General features: G+C 63.8%; 17 protein-coding genes. 5 read left to right on the top strand and 12 right to left on the bottom strand.

Annotated features, from left to right (window positions below):
- Positions 1-9 precede the first annotated feature (9 nt).
- Genes NLN62_RS32605 through NLN62_RS32595 form a run of 3 tightly spaced genes read left to right on the top strand, consistent with a single transcriptional unit; the run spans position 10 to position 3,304 of the window.
- Positions 10-480 (top strand): (2Fe-2S)-binding protein, encoded by a 471-nt coding sequence (locus tag NLN62_RS32605; RefSeq protein WP_254111537.1) that lies wholly within the window; start codon positions 10-12, stop codon positions 478-480.
- The gene (locus NLN62_RS32600) at positions 477-2,609 is read left to right on the top strand and encodes a xanthine dehydrogenase family protein molybdopterin-binding subunit (protein WP_254111536.1); all 2,133 of its coding nucleotides are present in this window, start codon (positions 477-479) and stop codon (positions 2,607-2,609) included. Before NLN62_RS32605 ends, NLN62_RS32600 begins: the two co-directional genes overlap by 4 nt.
- Positions 2,606-3,304, top strand: coding sequence for a substrate-binding domain-containing protein (locus NLN62_RS32595; protein ID WP_254111535.1), 699 nt, complete (start codon positions 2,606-2,608; stop codon positions 3,302-3,304). The genes NLN62_RS32600 and NLN62_RS32595 overlap by 4 nt, the downstream gene beginning before the upstream one ends.
- Positions 3,305-3,319: 15 nt before the next feature.
- Here the strand turns inward: NLN62_RS32595 and NLN62_RS32590 are convergent, their stop codons facing one another.
- From NLN62_RS32590 to NLN62_RS32575, 4 genes are all read right to left on the bottom strand, one after another.
- The gene (locus tag NLN62_RS32590; protein WP_254111534.1) at positions 3,320-4,126 is read right to left on the bottom strand and encodes an SDR family NAD(P)-dependent oxidoreductase; all 807 of its coding nucleotides are present in this window, start codon (positions 4,124-4,126) and stop codon (positions 3,320-3,322) included.
- 79 nt (positions 4,127-4,205) lie between these two features.
- Positions 4,206-5,498 (bottom strand): TRAP transporter large permease, encoded by a 1,293-nt coding sequence (locus tag NLN62_RS32585; protein WP_027528479.1) that lies wholly within the window; start codon positions 5,496-5,498, stop codon positions 4,206-4,208.
- Positions 5,489-6,040 (bottom strand): TRAP transporter small permease, encoded by a 552-nt coding sequence (locus NLN62_RS32580; RefSeq protein ID WP_254111533.1) that lies wholly within the window; start codon positions 6,038-6,040, stop codon positions 5,489-5,491. Before NLN62_RS32580 ends, NLN62_RS32585 begins: the two co-directional genes overlap by 10 nt.
- Positions 6,041-6,106: 66 nt before the next feature.
- The gene (locus NLN62_RS32575; protein WP_027528477.1) at positions 6,107-7,078 is read right to left on the bottom strand and encodes a TRAP transporter substrate-binding protein; all 972 of its coding nucleotides are present in this window, start codon (positions 7,076-7,078) and stop codon (positions 6,107-6,109) included.
- A 530-nt stretch (positions 7,079-7,608) separates the two neighbouring features.
- On the opposite strand from NLN62_RS32575, the gene NLN62_RS32570 reads away from it, so the two are divergent.
- Positions 7,609-8,385 (top strand): cyclase family protein, encoded by a 777-nt coding sequence (locus tag NLN62_RS32570; protein ID WP_254111532.1) that lies wholly within the window; start codon positions 7,609-7,611, stop codon positions 8,383-8,385.
- A gap of 12 nt (positions 8,386-8,397) precedes the next feature.
- Here NLN62_RS32570 and NLN62_RS32565 read toward each other — a convergent pair whose 3' ends face one another.
- The 3 genes from NLN62_RS32565 to NLN62_RS32560 form a co-directional block, all read right to left on the bottom strand.
- Positions 8,398-9,126 carry a Crp/Fnr family transcriptional regulator gene (locus NLN62_RS32565; protein ID WP_254111531.1) on the bottom strand — a complete coding sequence of 243 codons (729 nt, stop codon included), beginning with the start codon at positions 9,124-9,126 and terminating at the stop codon, positions 8,398-8,400.
- A gap of 262 nt (positions 9,127-9,388) precedes the next feature.
- Complete coding sequence (locus NLN62_RS53050; RefSeq protein ID WP_256375347.1) at positions 9,389-9,523, bottom strand: hypothetical protein; 135 nt, start codon at positions 9,521-9,523, stop codon at positions 9,389-9,391.
- A gap of 106 nt (positions 9,524-9,629) precedes the next feature.
- Complete coding sequence (locus NLN62_RS32560; protein ID WP_254111530.1) at positions 9,630-10,343, bottom strand: Crp/Fnr family transcriptional regulator; 714 nt, start codon at positions 10,341-10,343, stop codon at positions 9,630-9,632.
- Between the two features lie 158 nt (positions 10,344-10,501).
- Between NLN62_RS32560 and NLN62_RS32555 the strand changes: the two genes are divergently transcribed.
- A complete protein-coding gene (locus NLN62_RS32555; protein ID WP_027528473.1) occupies positions 10,502-10,819 on the top strand; it encodes a cytochrome c in 318 nt (105 codons plus the stop codon).
- A gap of 6 nt (positions 10,820-10,825) precedes the next feature.
- On the opposite strand, the gene NLN62_RS32550 is transcribed toward NLN62_RS32555, so the two are convergent.
- The 5 genes from NLN62_RS32550 to NLN62_RS32530 form a co-directional block, all read right to left on the bottom strand.
- The gene (locus NLN62_RS32550; protein ID WP_254111529.1) at positions 10,826-11,929 is read right to left on the bottom strand and encodes an MlaD family protein; all 1,104 of its coding nucleotides are present in this window, start codon (positions 11,927-11,929) and stop codon (positions 10,826-10,828) included.
- 3 nt (positions 11,930-11,932) lie between these two features.
- The gene (locus tag NLN62_RS32545) at positions 11,933-12,712 is read right to left on the bottom strand and encodes an ABC transporter ATP-binding protein (RefSeq protein WP_254111528.1); all 780 of its coding nucleotides are present in this window, start codon (positions 12,710-12,712) and stop codon (positions 11,933-11,935) included.
- 2 nt (positions 12,713-12,714) lie between these two features.
- A complete protein-coding gene (locus tag NLN62_RS32540; protein WP_254111527.1) occupies positions 12,715-13,851 on the bottom strand; it encodes an ABC transporter permease in 1,137 nt (378 codons plus the stop codon).
- 256 nt (positions 13,852-14,107) lie between these two features.
- Positions 14,108-16,801, bottom strand: coding sequence for a bifunctional acetate--CoA ligase family protein/GNAT family N-acetyltransferase (locus tag NLN62_RS32535; protein WP_254111526.1), 2,694 nt, complete (start codon positions 16,799-16,801; stop codon positions 14,108-14,110).
- Positions 16,802-16,966: 165 nt separating this feature from the next.
- Complete coding sequence (locus NLN62_RS32530; protein ID WP_254111525.1) at positions 16,967-17,809, bottom strand: universal stress protein; 843 nt, start codon at positions 17,807-17,809, stop codon at positions 16,967-16,969.
- Between the last annotated feature and the right edge of the window lie 10 nt (positions 17,810-17,819).

Raw genomic sequence — 17,819 nt, 5'->3', positions numbered from 1 at the left:
CGTCCGTCAATGCCAACCATCCGATTTCGCCTGAACGGCTCCGACACCGCGATCGACGCCGCTTCCGATCAGACGCTGCTCGCAGCGCTTCGCGGCACGCTTGGCCTCACGGGCAGCCATTTCGGCTGCGGCGCCAATGAATGCGGCGCGTGCTACGTCATGGTCGATGGGCACGCACTCGCTTCCTGCGACATGCCGCTGTGGTCGGTGGCCGGCAAGGAAGTCACGACCGTGGAAGGTCTCGGCACGCCCGAACATCCGCATCCGCTGCAGCGTGCCTTCATCGCCGAACAGGCGATGCAATGCGGCTACTGCGTGCCGGGTATTTTGATCAGCGCAGCGGCGCTGCTGCAACGCAGACCGTCACCGACCGAGACGGAAATCAGGGAAGCGCTCGATCGCAACCTCTGCCGCTGCGGCTCGCAAAACCGCATGGTGCGGGCGGTGCTGCGCGCAGCATCGGAAATGGCCGCGCCATGAGCACTTCGCCCCCTGCTCCGCAATTGCCGCCCAGCCTGGCTGCCAATCCAGGGCTGTCGTCCTGGGTGAAATTCACGCCCGATGGACGCGTCGCGATCTCGCCGGGCAAGGTCGAGATCGGCCAGGGCATCGTTACGGCGCTGGCACAGATCGCCGCCGACGAACTCGATGTCGATATCGGCCGGATCGCGATGATCCGTGCCTCAACGCCTGCTAGCCCGAACGAAGGCGTCACCTCGGGCAGCCTCTCGATCCAGCAATCGGGCCGCGCGCTTCGCCAGGTCTGCGCCGAGGTGCGCCGGCTGTTCCTCGCAGCAGCGTCGGAGCGGCTCGGCGTCGAAGCATCGACGCTCGACGTCGATGATGGCACGATGTCCGGACCGGGCAATGTCCGGACCAGCTACTGGGAGCTCGCCAGCGAGGTCTCGCTCGATTGCAGCGCGACCGCGGAAGCGGTCGCGAAGCCGACCGCCGCGCGCCGCGTTGCCGGGCAATCGATTCAACGGATCGACATTCCCGATAAGGTGTTCGCGCGGCCGCGCTTCATTCACAACACGCCGCTGGCGAACATGCTGCATGGCCGTGTGCTGCGGCCCGAGGTGTCGGACGCAAAGCTCGTCGCGCTCGATGAAGCGGCAACGCGCGCGGTTGGCGGGTTCGTCGCCATCGTGCGGGACGGCAGCTTCGCGGGCGTCGTCAGCAAAACCGAGGACGGCGCCGAGGCTGCGTTGAAAGCTTTGCGCAAGGGCGCAACATGGTCGGCGGGCGAGACGCTGCCGGACGAGGACGATCTGGCTGCGTTCCTGAAGGGCCAGCCGGTCGAGACCAGGGTCATCGACACCAAAACCGCAGCCGCACCGAAGCAGGTCGCACGCACGATCCGCCGGCAATACACCCGTCCCTATATCGCGCATGCCTCGATCGCACCGTCCTGCGCGATGGCGCAATGGGAGGGAAATCTCGTCCACGTCTGGACGCACAGCCAGGGCGTCTACATGCTACGCGCCGACCTTGCGATCGTGCTCAAGCTGCCGGTCGAGAGCATCACCGTCGAGCACATGGAAGGCGCCGGCTGTTACGGCCACAATGCGGCCGATGACGTTGCGCTCGACGCCGTGCTGCTGGCACGAGCAGCTGGTGGACGTCCTGTGCGAGTGCAATGGTCGCGACACGATGAAATGTCGCTTGCGCCGTTCGGTGCAGCGATGGCAGTCGAGATCGAGGCCGATCTCGACGCGCATAGCGAGATCGTCGGCTGGCGCCACGCGATCTGGAGCAACGGCCATACGGCGCGGCCGGGACGCGCGGCGCAGCCTGCCCTGCTCGCCGCAACAGAGCTCGCAAGGCCCTACCCGCGCCTCATCTCGTCAGACCCTCCAGTGGCCAACGGCGGTGGCAGCGATCGCAACTCCGTTCCACTCTACGACTTGCCCGCCTGGACAATCGAAACCCATCGCCTCCTCACCATGCCCATACGCACCTCGGCGCTGCGGACACTCGGCGCGCAGGGGAATGTGTTCGCGATCGAATCCATGTTCGACGAGATCGCGTCCATCCTCGGTGAAGACCCCGTCCAGTTCAGGCTGCGCCATCTGCGCGACGAGCGCGCCAAGGACGTGATCCGCGCTGTTGCGGCGCGCGCGAAGTGGAAACTGGAAAAGAAGGCCGGCATCGGCTACGGCCTTGGCTTTGCGCGCTACAAGAGCACCGGCGCCTATTGCGCGGCGATTGCCGAGATCGAAGGCGAAGAGGACATTCGCGTCAAGCGGCTGACGCTCGCCGTCGACGTCGGCGAGGCCATCAATCCGGACGGCGTGATCAACCAGATCGAGGGTGGTGCGATCCAGGCCACGAGCTGGGTCTTGAAGGAGCGCGTCCGCTTCGACCGCACGCGCATCACCTCCACGTCCTGGACGGATTACCCGATCCTGACCTTCAGCGAGGCGCCCGCCGTCGACGTCGAGGTCATCGAGCGGCCCGATATCGCGCCGGTCGGCGCCGGCGAAGCCGCGCATGGACCGGTGACGGCGGCGATTGCCAATGCGGTGTTCGATTGCCTCGGCATCCGCGTGCGCGACCTGCCGATCACGCGGGAGAGGCTGATTGCAGCAATGGAGCTTGCATCGTGACGGCGATCCATATTTTGAGCGGCGGCGCGGCACAGGGCCTAGTCGCCCAGCTTGCCGAGACTCTCAAGGCGCAGACCGGGCTCGGCATCGAGGGCGAGTTCGGCGCGGTCGGCCTGATGGCCGACAAGTTGCGTGGGGGCACGCCAGCCGACATCGTCATCCTGACGCGCGCGCTCGTGACAAAGCTTCGCGACGAAGAGTTCGTCGATCCGACCTCGATCGTCGACGTCGGAGTGGTCGAGACGGCGCTTGCGGTGCGCGCCAACGACCCCAAGGTCACCGTCAAGACCGGGTCTGACCTGCGCGACGCGCTGCGTGCGGCCGATGCGATCTTCGTTCCTGACATCAAGGCCTCCACGGCCGGAATTCACGTCGCCAAGACGTTGGACCGGCTCGGCATCGCCGACGAGGTTGCGTCTTGCCTCAGAATCTTTCCGAACGGCGCAACCGCGATGCGGCAGCTGGCGGCATCCGATGCCAAACGGCCGATCGGATGCACGCAGGCGACCGAAATCATCGCCACAGAGGGTATTGTGCTGTCCGGCTCGCTGCCGCCGGGACACGAGCTCGCGACGATGTACACAGCGGGTGTGGCGACGCGCGCGGCACATGTCACCGCGGCGCGCGTCCTGATCGAGCTGCTGACGGACGCAGACCGGAGCGAGCTGCGCCGCCGCATGGGCTTTTCCGGCTAGTTTAGACGACGCGTGCTATTTGCTGAGCTTCGTGAGACCGGTCGGCGGTCCGTCCACGGCCGTCCAGCCACCATCAACGAACAACGTGCTGCCACTGACATAGCTTGCGGCATCCGAGGCGAGATAGGCCACCGCAGTTGCGACCTCGTCGGCACTGCTCCAGCGGTTGAAGACGGTGTGCCTGGCATAGAGATCATAGATGTCGGGACGCTGCTTGAACGGACCGGTCAGCGCTGTCTCGGCAATGCTCGGCGCAATCGCGTTGACACGGACGCCGGCATGGCCGACCTCGGAGGCAAAACCCTTCACCAGGAGGCCGATCGCCGCCTTGGTCGATCCGTAGATGCCAAGGCCCGGTTCGATGGTGACTGCGCGCACCGACGAACAGGCGATGATGCTGCCGCCCTTCTGGTCGACCATGATGCGGCCGAAGGCCTGGAAGAACCAGACGGTGCCCTTGACGTTCAGGTTGAGGACGCGGTCGAGATCCTCCTCGGTGTAATCGAGAATGGTCTTGCGGATGTTCAGCCCCGGCGTCGTCACAGCGATGTCGAGCCGCGGGAACTTCTGCATCAAGGTCGTGGCCAGCGCATTGACATCCGCGGCGCTCGCAGCATCGCACGCAGCCGCTTCGGCCCAGCCGCCCTTGTCGCGAATGCCAGCGGCGGTCGCTTCCGCTGCGTCAAGCGCACGATCGGCGCAGATGACGCGGGCGCCGAGCCCGGCCAGCGCCTCGGCCGACGATCTGCCGATGCCGGATGCGGCGCCGAGCACGACCGCGGTCTTGCCGGTGAGATCGAAGAGCTTGCGATAGTCCGTCACAGACAGATTCTCCCTGTTGCTGAGACGCAAAATATCGCAAGGCCCGTACGCCGGCCAAGTGCCGGCGTACGCACGGCTGCTATCCCTTGTACCCCATCAGCAGGCGCGGCAGCCAAAGCGAGAAGGCGGGGACGTAGGTCACGAACATGAGCGCTGCGATCAGGGCTGCGTAGAACGGCAGGATGGTGCGCATCACCGCGCCCACGGAGATGCCGCCGATGGCGCAGCCCACGAATTGCGTCGTTCCAACCGGCGGGGTGTTCAGCCCCAGGGCGCAGTTGATCAGCATCAGCATGCCGAACTGCACCGGATCCATGCCCGCTTTCATCGCGATCGGCAGGAAGATCGGGGTGCAGATCAGGATGGTCGCCGCCATGTCCATGAAGGTGCCGAGCAAGAACAGGATGACATTGATGAGCAGAAAGATCATCCAGGGTTCCGAGGACACCTTGTTCATCATGTCGCCGGCGAGGTCGGCTACTTCATAGAGTCCCATCAGATACTGGAACATGGTGGAGACGCCGATCAGCAGCAGCACCACGCCCGTCGTCTTCACCGCCTTGGCCGCGGCCCGCAGGAAGTTCTGCAGGGTCATGGTACGGTAAATGAAGAAGGTCAGCAGGATCGTGTAAGTGACTGCGACGGCTGCGGATTCAGTTGCCGTGAAGACGCCGGACAGGATGCCGGCCAGGATGATGCCGACGATCAGAAGACCCGGCAGGGCGGCCGCGAACGAGCGGAAAACCTCGGCCCAGCCCGGAAACTTGCCGGCCGGATAGCCTCGCTTCACCGCGACTGCGTAGGCGGCAACCAGCATGCACGCCATCAGCACGAGCGCCGGCAAGATGCCGGCGGCGATCAGCGCGCCGATCGATACCTTGCCGCCGGCAGCCAGGGCATAGATGATCATGTTGTGGCTGGTCGGCATCAACGCTCCGACCAGCGAAGCGTGGGTGGTGACGTTGACAGCGTAGTCGGTGTCGAAACCTTCCTTTTTCATCATCGGGATCATCACCGCTCCCATCGCCGACACGTCGGCCACGGGCGAACCGGATACGCCGCCGAACAGCGTGCAGGCGACCACGTTCGACATGCCGAGCCCGCCGCGGATGTGCCCGACGAGGTTCTTGGCAAGCTGCACGATCTTGTCGGCGACGCCGCCATGCAGCATCAGCTCACCGCTGAAGACGAAGAACGGTATGGCGAGGAAGGAGAAGATGTTCATCCCCGACATCATCTGCTGGAAGATGACGGCAACCGGCAGGCCTTCGTAAAGGATGGTGCAAATCGCCGAGAGGCCGATCGCGAAGGCGACCGGCACGCCGAGGATGAGGAAGCCGAAGAAGGTGGCGCCGAGAATGATCAATTCCATGAGGGGACGACCTCTTCGCCGCGCAGGAGAGCAATGATGTGCTCGATTGAAAAGGAAACGATCAGGACGCCCGAGGCGATCAACGGCACGTAGCGGACGACCTCAGGAAGGCCGAGATTGGGAATCTTCACGGTTCCGACCGACGCCCCCAGTATCCAGCCGTTGTAGACCATCGCAATGCCGAACAAGCCCACCAGAACGTGGATCACCAGTTCGATCTTCTCTCGCAAATGATCCGGTAGCATCACCAGCAGACTGTCCATGCCGATATGTCCGGCATCGCGCACGCCGACGGCGGCGCCGATCAGCGTGACATACAGGATCAGAACCAGCGCGAGGTTCTCCGTCCAGGTCGGGCTGGAATTGAGCACGTAACGTCCGAACACCTGGTAGAACACGATGGTGACGATGACGAGCAGTCCGCTCACGGACAGATACATGCCCACGCGGGCGACGGTGGCATTGATCCGCGACAGCAAGCCGGTAGACGGGCGTGCCGCAGCGGCTTCCGGCTCGTGGCTTGCGACGTGTGGGTCTGTCATTCCCGCGTCTCCTTGCGAGGCTCCGGCGTCGCGGGTCGGCGACGCCGGAACCCGGGCGCTCTGTTCTTACTTCGTGTCCTGGATACGCTTGACGAGGCTCTGCAGCTTTTCGTCACCGGCGAACTTCGTGTACACCGGCTTCATCGCATCGACGAATTCCTGCTTGTTGGCGATCGTAACGACCTGGACGCCGGCCGCCTCGACGGTCTTGCGGGACGCCTGCTCGCGCTCGTCCCAGAGCTTGCGCATGACGGGCACCGATTCCTTGGCCGCCTTGCGGATCATCGCCTGATCCTCCTTGCTCAGCGTGTCCCACACCTTCTTGGACATCACGAGAACTTCGGGCGCCAGGGAGTGCTCAGTGACGTTGTAGAACTTGGCTGCCTCGAAATGGCGCGACGACTCATAAGACGGCCAGTTGTTCTCGGCAGCGTCCACCAGGCCGGTCTTGAGAGCAGTATAGACCTCGCCATACGGCATCGGCGTCGGGTTGGCCCCGAGGCTCTGGATCATGCCGACCCAAAGGTCGGATTGCTGGACGCGTATCTTCAAGCCCTTGAGGTCGGCGAGCGACTTGACCGGTGCCTTGACGGTGTAAATGGACCGCGCGCCGCTGTCGTAATAGGCAAGGCCGATCAATCCTGCAGGCTCCATGGCCGCCAGGATCTCATCGCCGATCGGCCCGTCGAGCACGTTACGCATATGCTGCGTGTCCCTGAAGACGAAGGGCAGGCACAACGCGACGGTTTCCGGCACGAAGTTGTTCAACGGCGATGCGTTGATCCGCATCATGTCGAGTGCGCCGATCTTGAGCTGCTCGATGGTGTCCTTCTCGGAGCCCAGGGCTCCATTGGGAAACACCTTCACGCCGAGCTTGCCGCCGCTCGCCGTCGCGAGCTGCTTGCCCATGAACTTGACGGCCTCGACAGTCGGATAATCGGCGGGGTGTACGTCGGCAGAGCGGAAATCGCGTGCGGTCGCCAGGGGCGCTGTGACCGCCAGGGCAACGGCGGCGATGATACCGGCTAGTGTCTTCATCTGGTCTTTCCTCCTCAATTGATTATGTCGTCGTTGCGCAGGTGCTGCGGGCCGCCTTAAGGCGCTCCCCTTCAGGGGTGAAGTCAAGCGTCACAAACGCACCACTTTGGTAGGATTTGAGCGACGGAGTCGAGGGAATCCAACCAATGTTTCCGCTTGCCCTGGAAAGTGCAACCGTCATCGCGCCCTCTCCGGCGGGGACCTGCGTGGCAGGTGCCGGCCTCCCTGCAATCGCGCCTCGCCATCGGCCAATGCCGGATGCGAGGTAACGATGCTCGTCGTATCCATGGATGTTCCTCTCGTTTTATGCTCGACCGCTATTGGTTGCGGCTTGGAGGTTCGGACGAGACGGTCGTCCCATTCCTATGCGAACGCGCTGCATCGGCGCGATGTCCGCCAATGTCGTGCCTAGGACGGGCAGCCTTCCGAGTCCAAGCCAAATCCGGCATCGATCAATGCAGGAGTTGCATCGATCGATCAGCCCCTTCAAGATGCTCCGAAGCAGAACGGGACATCTTGAGGGAACGGCCATGCCGCGGAAGCTGATCGACATTTCTGTGCCGTTGCAGAATGACGTGCCGGCCGACCCGCCCGGCAACCATCCGACGATCCAGTACATCGATCATCAGCAGGGCCTGCCGCGCATGCTGCAGTTCTTCGACGGGTTGAAGGCGGAGGATCTGCCTGATGGTCAGGGATGGGCGGTGGAGCAGGTATCGCTATCGACCCACAACGGCACGCATCTCGATGCGCCCTGGCACTTCCATCCCACCATGAATCGCGGCGAGCGCGCCTGGACCATCGACGAGGTGCCGCTGGAGTGGTGCCTGCAGCCCGGCGTGAAGCTCGACTTCCGCCACCTGCCGGACGGCTATGTGGCGACCGCGTACGACGTGGAGAAGGAACTCGAGCGCATCGGGCACACGCTGTCGCCGCTGGAGATCGTCGTCGTCAACACCAGCGCCGGCGCGAAATTCGGGCGCGCGGACTACGTCAATTCAGGCTGCGGCATGGGCTATGAGGCCACGATGTATCTGCTCGAGCGCGGCGTGCGCCTGACCGGCACCGACGGCTGGAGCTGGGACGCGCCGTTCGTCCATACCGCGAAGAGATACGCCGAGACCGGGGATGCGAAGCTGATCTGGGAAGGCCACAAGGCGGGGCGTCACATCGGCTATTGCCATCTCGAGAAACTGCACAATCTAGAGAAGCTGCCGTCGACGGGCTTCACGGTCTCCTGCTTCCCCGTGAAGATCGAGCGCGCCTCGGCAGGCTGGACGCGCGCCGTCGCCATCATCGACGGCTGACACCGAACGTTGTCACTCGCCTTCGAGACCGCTTTCGGCGAGCTCGCGCAACGCGTCGATGTCGAGCACAACGATGGCGCCATGCTCGAGACGGACCCAGCTCCGCGCGGCCCAGGCGCGCAACTGCTTGTTGATGCTCTCGCGGGTCATGCCGACCATCTCGCTGATCTCCTGCTGGGTGATCGCGAGGGTTCCGCTGCCGGAGTCGAGCTTGCGCTCCTCGGTCAAGCCAAGCAGCGCGCTGGCGAGCCGTCCCGGCAGGTTCTGCAAGATCACCTGCTCGACCTGCTGGCTGGTCCAGCGCAGCCGGCCGCAGAGCAGCTCGATGAATTTCATAGCCAGTTCCGGCTGGCTCTTCACGAAGGGGAGGAAGTCCCGACGGTCGATGATGTAGAGCTCGCAATTGGTGTTGGCAGTCGCGTCCGCCGACCGCGGCGCACCATCGAGCACCGCGATCTCGCCAAAAATTTCTCCAGGACCGATCAAATTGAGAATAGCGTTGCGGCCATCTGGCGAAGAAGAGGAAATCTTCACCGTTCCGGAGATGACCGCGAACAGATTGTTGCCGGGATCGCCCTTCGCCGCAATCATCGCGCCGCGCTTGACGGTGGTGTGCTTGGCGTAACGGCAGAGCTGATCGAGCGCCTCGGGCGACAGATCAGCGAAGATCGGATGCTTGCGCAGCACCGACAGTTTGTTACCCGACGACTGCCGGGGATCGCTGGTCTTGTCCTGAGGCACGCCGCCGGACTCCTAAGACTGCGAGGTACTGGAGTTCCTGCGTAGTCAACGTTGCCGGGCTTTTCAACCGGAAACCACATATATGCACTTTTGGACAAGGGGCCAGGAAAGGGACCGCTCCCGCCGTCCAAAATTTGCATCCAGAAGCTGCATCGGCGCGATATGCGCGATGCTGAGTTGCGAATTAACCATGCCGCGGCCATGCACGGACTTCGCCCCGCAGGGCTGGGATGGAGCCAATGCGGCTATGACCCCAACCGCTTCAATGTTTGAGGGCTGTTTCGTTCGACTTGAGCTGGTTGGGCCTCGTTTGGCGGTCCGCCCACGCCAACACCGCCGCGAAAGCGACGAAGACGGTCACAACGGCAATGGTCATCAACAGCGCATCGGTCGGCATGGTGGCTCTCCCCCTTAGCTCTCATCAACCTAGGCATTATGCGCGGCGGCTGATTGCCGTCGTTGATCGCGATCAAAAATCAGCGATCACCATGGAAAGAGGTCTCTCAGGCTGCCGCCAGGGCCTCGGCGCGCGCCGGATCGAGCAGGCTGATACCGCCATGAATGATCTCGATCACACCGACGCGCTCGAGCTTGGTGAAGGTGCGGCTGACCGTTTCGATGGTCAGTCCGAGATAGTCGGCGATGTCCTGGCGGCTCATCGGCAACGGCACCGTGTTCGACGGCCCGTTGAGCGGCATCAGGCGCTCGCGCCAGGTCAGGAAAAAGGTCGCGACCTTCTCCTCCGCCGAACGGCGTCCGAGCAGGACCATGTGGTCGCGGGCCTGGCTCAATTCGCGCACCGCGAGTTCGTTGATGCGGCGCAGGAGATGCGGCCTCTCCTCGATGAAACGGCCGAACGCGGCCTTGGCGAACTGGCAGACCGTCACTGGGCCGATCGCGTCCGCAGAGAAGTTGTGGCGACCGGAGACATTCATCCCGAGAAAGTCGCCCGGCAGCGCGAAACCGACGATTTGCCGCCGCCCATCCGGCAACAGCTTGTAGAGCCTCATCACACCTTCGAGAAGGTTGTAGAAGGACGTCGTGATGTCTTCTTCGGAGAAGACCGTCTCGCCGGCGGTAAAATGCACGCGGCGTCCCAGATGCTCGAACTCCCTGAGTTCAGCCGCATCGAGCGAAGCGCAGACGCTGAACTCGCGTATCGAACACTCCTTGCAGAAGTGCCCGTTGGGTTCGATTGCAACCAGGGAAGACTTCATCCATCGCTCCAGCCAAGCGCCGCTCTCTTCGGCACTAAGCCGGGTCTGCCGCGCATCGGCATTTTACTGCCTTGTCACAAACGCAGTTGACCCAGATCAATTTTGCCGGGCGTCGCCTTCGTATTCTCTGTGCCGCGCCCTTCGAGACCAATCCTTCCATGCTGCAATTCGCGCTTCGTCAGATCCTGATCGCGCTTCTTTTGGCGACGCCAGCCCTCGCCGCCTCCAAGCCCGAGCAACGCGGCGAGGCCTACGCGCGCGCCAATTGCGCGCGCTGCCATGCCATCGACCGCAGGTCGGAAAGCCCGCTGAAGATTGCCCCGCCATTCAGGACGTTGCATCAACGCTACCCGATCGAGACGCTCGGAGAAGCGCTCGCGGAGGGCATCTACACCGGCCACGCCGACATGCCCGCCTTCGAGCTCGATCCCGACCAGATCCACGATCTCCTGTCTTATCTGAAGACGCTGGAATAGCGGCTGCTAGACCGACTGCACGGTCCAGCCGATCAGCTCCTTGGCGATCCGCGCAAACGCGGCGTTGAAGGCCTCGACCGCGGCAGCCGGCTCGATCTTGTCGAGCTTCTCGCTCGCCTCCAGCAGGCGCGAGGCGATCACCTTGCCGTTCTTGTCGACGATCCTCGCCGAAAGGCCGATCTCGGCAACCGGGTCACCGTCCGTCGCAATCCGGAAGCGCCTGATGTCGATCAGGAGTTGATGGTCCGCCTGACCGATGTCGCTCGTCCGCAACGGGGCGTGCGCGATGTCGTAATTCTCGAAACTGTCAATGAGCCTCGCCTGCAGAAGCTTGGGAATGCTGTCGGCCCAGAGGAACTCGGCAAAGCCGGGATAGTCACCGGTCGGCGAGAACAGCATCCGCTGTGTCTGCAACATCGCGACCGCGGTCGGCTCGGGAATCGCAAGCTGCTCCGAAAGCATCTTGCCCACAGGACCGATATTTTGCGGGGCGCGGAGATCATAGGTGATCTTCTGGGCGGGAGCAGCACCGCCTGTCATCTTCTCCAATCCCGCGACAATGCCGTCGAGCTTGCCGGTGTTGCGCGCAAGCCCTTCCGAGAAGGTCTTGAAATTGGCGATCGTATCCTTGAGCGGACCGGAGTTCTCTTCCAGCACCGAATCCACTCGGCGCAGAGCGTCGCGCGCCGCCTGGGTCATGCTCTGTCCGGCACCGGCATCGGCGATCAGCACCGGCATCTCGCCCGGCTTTGCGACGATCATGCCGCCTTCCAGCGCCACCACCGGCACGCCGGTCAGACCCTGGAAATCGAGCCCGACCTTGGTGTCGGCGCGCACCGGCGTGACGGAGGCCACCGAGATCGTCGCATTGACGAAGCGCGGATTGTCCGGCGCCAGCGCAAGCGCGGTGACCTCGCCGACGCGGATGCCGTTGAACAGCACGCCGGCGCCGACCAGAAGGCCCGGTACCGGTCCCTGGAACTGCACGTGGTAGCTCGTGCGCGGCCCGATGCCGCCGGTGTTGTTCAGCCAGTAGATGAAGCCGAAGACCGCGAGAATCGCAGCCATCACGAAGGCGCCGATCAGGACGTAGGGAGCGCGGGTTTCCATGTCTCATCTCATTTGGGGTTGCAGCATCTGGGAGCGCTTGCCATGGAAATAGGCTCGCACCCAGGGATGCTCGGATTGAAGCAGCTCGCGCATCGGCCCGATGGCCACGATCTTTCCGTCTGCGAGCGCCGCGACACGGTCGCAGACGGTCGTAAGACTGGCGAGATCATGGGTGACCATGAATACGGTGAGCCCCAACGTCTTCTGGAGCGTCTTGATCAAGGCATCGAAATCGCCGGCCGCGATCGGGTCGAGGCCGGAGGTCGGCTCGTCCAGGAACAGGATCGGCGGGTCGAGTGCCAGAGCGCGCGCCAGCGCCACGCGTTTGGTCATGCCGCCGGATAGTTCTGCCGGATATTTGTCGCCGTCCTGTGGCCGCAACCCAACCATCTCGAGCTTTGCGGTCGCGATCTCGTCCATCAATTCCTGCGACAGGACGAGATTTTCGCGGAGCGGAAACTGGATGTTCTGCCGCACCGTCAGCGACGAGAACAGCGCACCCTGCTGAAACAAGATGCCCCATTGGTTCGCGACGCTCTGGGTGCTGCGGTCGTGCGTGGCGCCGATCGGCTGCCCCATCACGTCGATATCACCGCTCCGGCGTGGGATCAGGCCGATGATGGTGCGCATGAGCACCGACTTGCCGCCGCCGGATGCGCCAACCAGCCCGAGGATCTCGCCGCGGCGGACATCGAGCGAGAGATGATCGAGCACGATCTGGCGGCCGAATCCGACCACGAGATCGCGGACGCGAATCGCGAACTCCTGAGAAGCATCAGCCATCGTCACATTCCGATCGAGGCAAAGAAGATCGCAAACAGGCCGTCGAGCACGATGACGAGGAAGATCGACTTCACAACTGAGGTCGTCGTCTGCTTGCCCAGCGACTCGGCGCTGCCCTTCACCCGCAATCCCTCGCTGCAGGCAACAATGCCGATCACCAGCGCCATGAATGGCGCCTTGAGGATGCCGACCTCGAAATGGGTGATCGAGATCGCCTCATGCAACCGCGCAAGATAGATCGCCGGCCCCATGTCACCGTAGAACTGCGCGACGAGGCCGCCGCCATAGAGCGCGGCAATCGATCCGATGAAGGCCAGGATCGGCAGCGCGATGACGAGCGCCATCACGCGCGGAAGGATCAGCACGTCGACCGGATCGAGCCCCATGGTCGAGAGCGCATCGATCTCCTCGCGCATCTTCATCGAGCCGAGCTCGGCGGTATAGGCGCTGCCCGAGCGCCCGGCGACCATGATGGCGACGATCAGGACGCCTAGCTCGCGCAGCACCAGAATGCCGACCATGTCGACGGTATATGACTCGGCGCCGAACCTGCGGAAATGAAAAAAGCCCTGCTGCGCGATGATCGCGCCGATCAGGAAGGTGATCAGCATGATGATCGGGATCGCCTGCCAGCCGATGCGGTAGAGCTGGTAGACCAGCGAGGTCAGCCGCAACGATCGCGGCCGCCGCACGACGCCGATCAACGCCATGAACAGCGCGCCCAGCATTTGCAGAAAGATCGCGATGTCTTCCCGCGCACCAACCGTCGCCCTGCCGAGATCGTTCAACCGCAGCAAAGCCGGGTTGGGTATCGGCGCGGGCGCCGGATTGTGGCGATTGACCTGACGAACCTCATCCATGAGGCCGCTGTAATTGTCGGCAACGCCGACGATCTCGGCGGCGCTGCCCGTCGACGGGCTCCGGCGGGACAGCTTCTCCAGCAGCCACGCACCGAGCGTGTCGAGCTCGCTCACCTCGCTCATGTCCAGCTTCACGGCCTTCGACCGATCGACGTCGGCCTTCACCGATTGCGACAGCGATTCGAGCTTGATGACATTGGCTGCGGTCCACGGCCCGGCCGGCCGCAGCTCGAGCACATCGCCGGACGGCATCGCCGCCAACAGGGGGTCAGCGTTCAAGATCACATCCTCCTCGGGACGACCGGTCCCAAGCTAGCATGCGTTTCTAGGCCGGCGCATGGCAGCGCGCTTGACCTGCCTCAAACAGACCATTCTGTCATTCCGGAGCCCGAGCGGAGCGAGGGAGCCCGGAAATCCATCGGGCCGCAGAAGACGTGGGTGACTGGATTCTCAGATGCGCAATTGCGCATCATAGCTCGCGACTTCGTCGCGCTCCGGAATGACATCCAGTGAACGAGACGTCAGAGACACCGCACTAGAGTTTCAGCCGTACGTCGCAGATATCAGGCTCGACCGGGTCCGGCTTCACTTCGAAGCCGAGCTGTCGGCACATGTCGAGCATCACGATGTTCTCCTGCAGCACATCGCCCGATATGACCTTCAGTCCTTCCGTCCTCGCATATTCGATAATCAGCTGCATCAGGACCCATCCGAGTCCCCTGCCCTTCAGGTCGGACCGCAGCAGGATAGCGTACTCTCCGTTCTCATAGATCGAGTCCGAATGGATGCGGACCACGCCGACCATGTCGCCCGTCGCCTCGTCGAAGGCGATGAAGGCCATGGCGCGGGCATAGTCGAGCTGGGTCAGGCGCGCGATGAACTGATGGGTGAACTCCTTCATTGGCGCGAAGAAGCGCAGGCGGAGGTCGTGCGGCGTCACATGCCGTAGGAATTCGTGAATGGTCGGCTCGTCCTCGGGACGCATCGGCCGCACGAAGATGCGCCAGCCCTCCTTGAGCTCGAGGTGGCGCTCCCATTGCGACGGATAGGCGCGGACGGCAAAATTGCCGGGCCCTGAGCCCGCGAACTTTCGCTGCGGCGCCCCGACGGCGATGCGCGCATCGACCGCCGTCACCCCGGTTTCATCCGCAAGCAGCGGATTGATGTCCAGTTCGCGGATCTCGGGAATGTCAGCGGACATCTGCGCGAGCTTGACCAGCACCATGGCGACCGCGTCCTGCTTGACCGCCGGCACGTCGCGATAGGCGCGCAGCAGGCGCGAGACGCGGGTGAGCTCGATCAGATCTCGAGCGAGCTGCAGATCGAGCGGCGGCAGCGCCAACGCCTTGTCATTGATGATCTCGACCGCGGTACCGCCCCGCCCGAAGACGACGACGGTGCCGAAGGTCGGATCGTCGGCAAGTCCGAGGATGATCTCGCGCGCCTTCGCCTTCACGACCATGGCTTGCACGATGACGCCTGAAATACGCGCCTCGGGCCGCAGCTTCCTCGCCCGGGCCAGAATGTCCGCGGCGGCCGCACGCACGGCGTCGGGCGTGGTCAGATTGAGGACGACGCCGCCGACGTCGGACTTGTGCACGGTGTCGCGTGACAGGATCTTGAGCACGACGGTCGCGCCTTGTGCGAACATCTCCTTGGCATAGGCAACCGCCTGCTCGACGTCGGCGGCCGCATAGGTCGGCACCATGGTGATATCGTAGGCCCCGAGCAGCCGCTTGATCTCGACCGGCTCGAGCCATTTGCGACCGTCGGCGATGGCGGCCCTCACGATCTCTCTGGCAGCCTCAACGTCGGGCGCAAACGTGTCGGGCATCGCCGGCGGCACCTGCGTGAGCTCCTCGACCAGCTCGCGATGTCGCACCAGGTGCATGAAGCCGCGCACCGCATCGTCCTCCGTCGGGTAGTTGGGAATGCCGGCGCTTGAGAGCGTCTCGACGATCGTCTGGTCAGCCCCGACCCAGGCAGCGAGTACCGGCTTGGCCCAGCTGCGATGCTGCTCGCGGTATTTCTTGAGGAGCTCGGTGACCGTGGTCGCGATTTCGGAAGCGGACGCGATCGCGGTCTGGACGTTGAGAACCAGCACGGCGTCGTTGCCGGGATCGGCGAGCAGCACTTCGAGCGCTGCCGCATAGCGCGCGGCATCGGCATCGCCGACGATATCGACGGGATTTGCACCCGACCAGGTCGGCGGCAGCACCGCGTCGAGATTCTGTCGCGTCTCCGGCGTCATGGGCGCGGGAATGCCGCCGAGTTCGACGAGGCGATCGACCGCGAGAACGCCGATACCGCCGCCATTGGTGAGAATAGCGAGCCGCTTTCCGCTCGGCGATTCGACGCGCCCGAGCGTCTCCGCACAGTCGAACAGCTCGCGCAAATCGGACACGCGCAGGATGCCGGCACGGCGGAACGCCGCGTCGTAAACGGCATCTGCGCCGGCAAGCGCACCGGTATGCGTCGCGGCCGCGCGCGCGCCTTGCGCCATGCGGCCGGACTTCACGACGACCACCGGCTTCACCCGCGCCGCGGCGCGCGCCGCCGACATGAATTTCCGCGCGTCCTTGATGGCCTCGATATAGAGCAGGATCGCGCGCGTCTTGTGGTCGAGCGCGAAGTAGTCGAGGAGATCGGCGATATCCACGTCGAGCTGGTCGCCGATCGAGACGATCCCGGAGAAGCCGACGCCGCGCTGCGCTGCCCAATCCACCATGCCGGCGGCGATCGCGCCCGACTGCGAAATCAGCGCCAGGCTTCCTGCACCGGGCATATGCGCGGAGAAGCTCGCGTTCAGGCTCACGCCGGGCATCATGATCCCCAGGCAATTGGGACCGATCAGCCGCATGCCGTACCTTTGGGCCGCGAGGAGCGCCGCCTCTTCAAGGGATCCCGGCCCATGCCCGAGGCCCGCGGTCACGATCAGCGCGCCCGCCGAGCCGCGGCGACCGGCCTGCTCGATGATGCCGGGAACCTCGCTCGCCGGCGCGGTAATTGCAACCAGCTCCGGCACGAATGGCAGCTTGTCGAGACTGTCCACGGCGGGAACGCCGGCGATCTCGGCATAGCGCGAGTTCACCAGCCCCAGTTCGCCCGCAAAGCGCGCCTTGCGGATGTTTTCCAGAACCGCACGACCCACCGACACGTGGCGCGGGCTGGCTCCGACGAGCGCCACCGATCGGGGCGACAGCAAATTCCTCAGACGATAGGTCGACATGTCGCAATCATTCACTCGGCGCCAGGCCACGTGCTTGGAACCCGGCCATGACGGATGGCTGAAGCACCTAAAGCGCGATGAGATTGGTATGAAACGTCATCGCGCCTTAGGTTGTTGCTTGAGTATGATCTTTTCGGAAAACCGTTTCACTTCTCCGGATCATGCTCAGTGCGACATCATAACCCAACAGGGTGGCTCGCCGATGACGGTCTTGGTCACGCCGCCCCAGACGATCTCGTTCAGGCGGGAATGGTGGTAGGCCCCCATGACGATCGCATCGATGGCGTGCTCACGTGCCCAGCTTCCGAGCACCTTGCCGATCGAGCTGCCGTCGATCCTGACGGTTTCAAAGGACGCAGTGACTCCGTGCTCCCTGAGATGGTCGACGAGGCCCGCCCCGGATTTCCTGACGTCGTCGGTCGCGTCATCCGTCACCGTGATGATCCGAACCGAGGTAGCCGCCTGGAGGATCGGCAGGGCATCGCCGACGGCTCGCGCCGCGGGCGCGGAACGGTCCCACGCGATCATGATGTTCTCGAATTCAACCCGCAGCTTGTCGGCATGCGCTTCGGGACATAGCAAAAGAGGCCGCCCGGATTCGAAAATCAACTGCTCGATCAGGCGTTCCGAACGGCTGTCGTTCCCCTTGACCGGGACCAGCGTGAGATCGCTGTAACGCGCGCGCTCCGCCACCGCCGACGCAATCGTCTCCGCCTCCAATTTGTGCAACTGGCCGTCGGCCCGAACGTTCAAGCGGGATGCCGCAGTCCTGAATGCATTCAGCAGGTCCTGGACCCCCGTCACACTGCGCACGGCATGAGCCTGCGCCGCATTGTCCAGGTCCGACGAGATCACCACCTTCGGCCGGACGAGAATATCCTCCTCCACGGCGAACGCAGTGATCTTCGCACCGAGATTGGCGGCTGCCGCCACGCATGTCTCGATCGCGGCCAGTGCCGGCTTACTCGGTTCACCAACAAGCGGCAGAAAGACGTCCTTGATCGGCATCGGAATTCTC

The sequence above is a fragment of the Bradyrhizobium sp. CCGUVB23 genome, assembly GCF_024199885.1.
In the GTDB taxonomy this organism is placed as follows: Bacteria; Pseudomonadota; Alphaproteobacteria; order Rhizobiales; family Xanthobacteraceae; genus Bradyrhizobium.
This window is presented reverse-complemented; position numbering and strand designations above follow the sequence as displayed.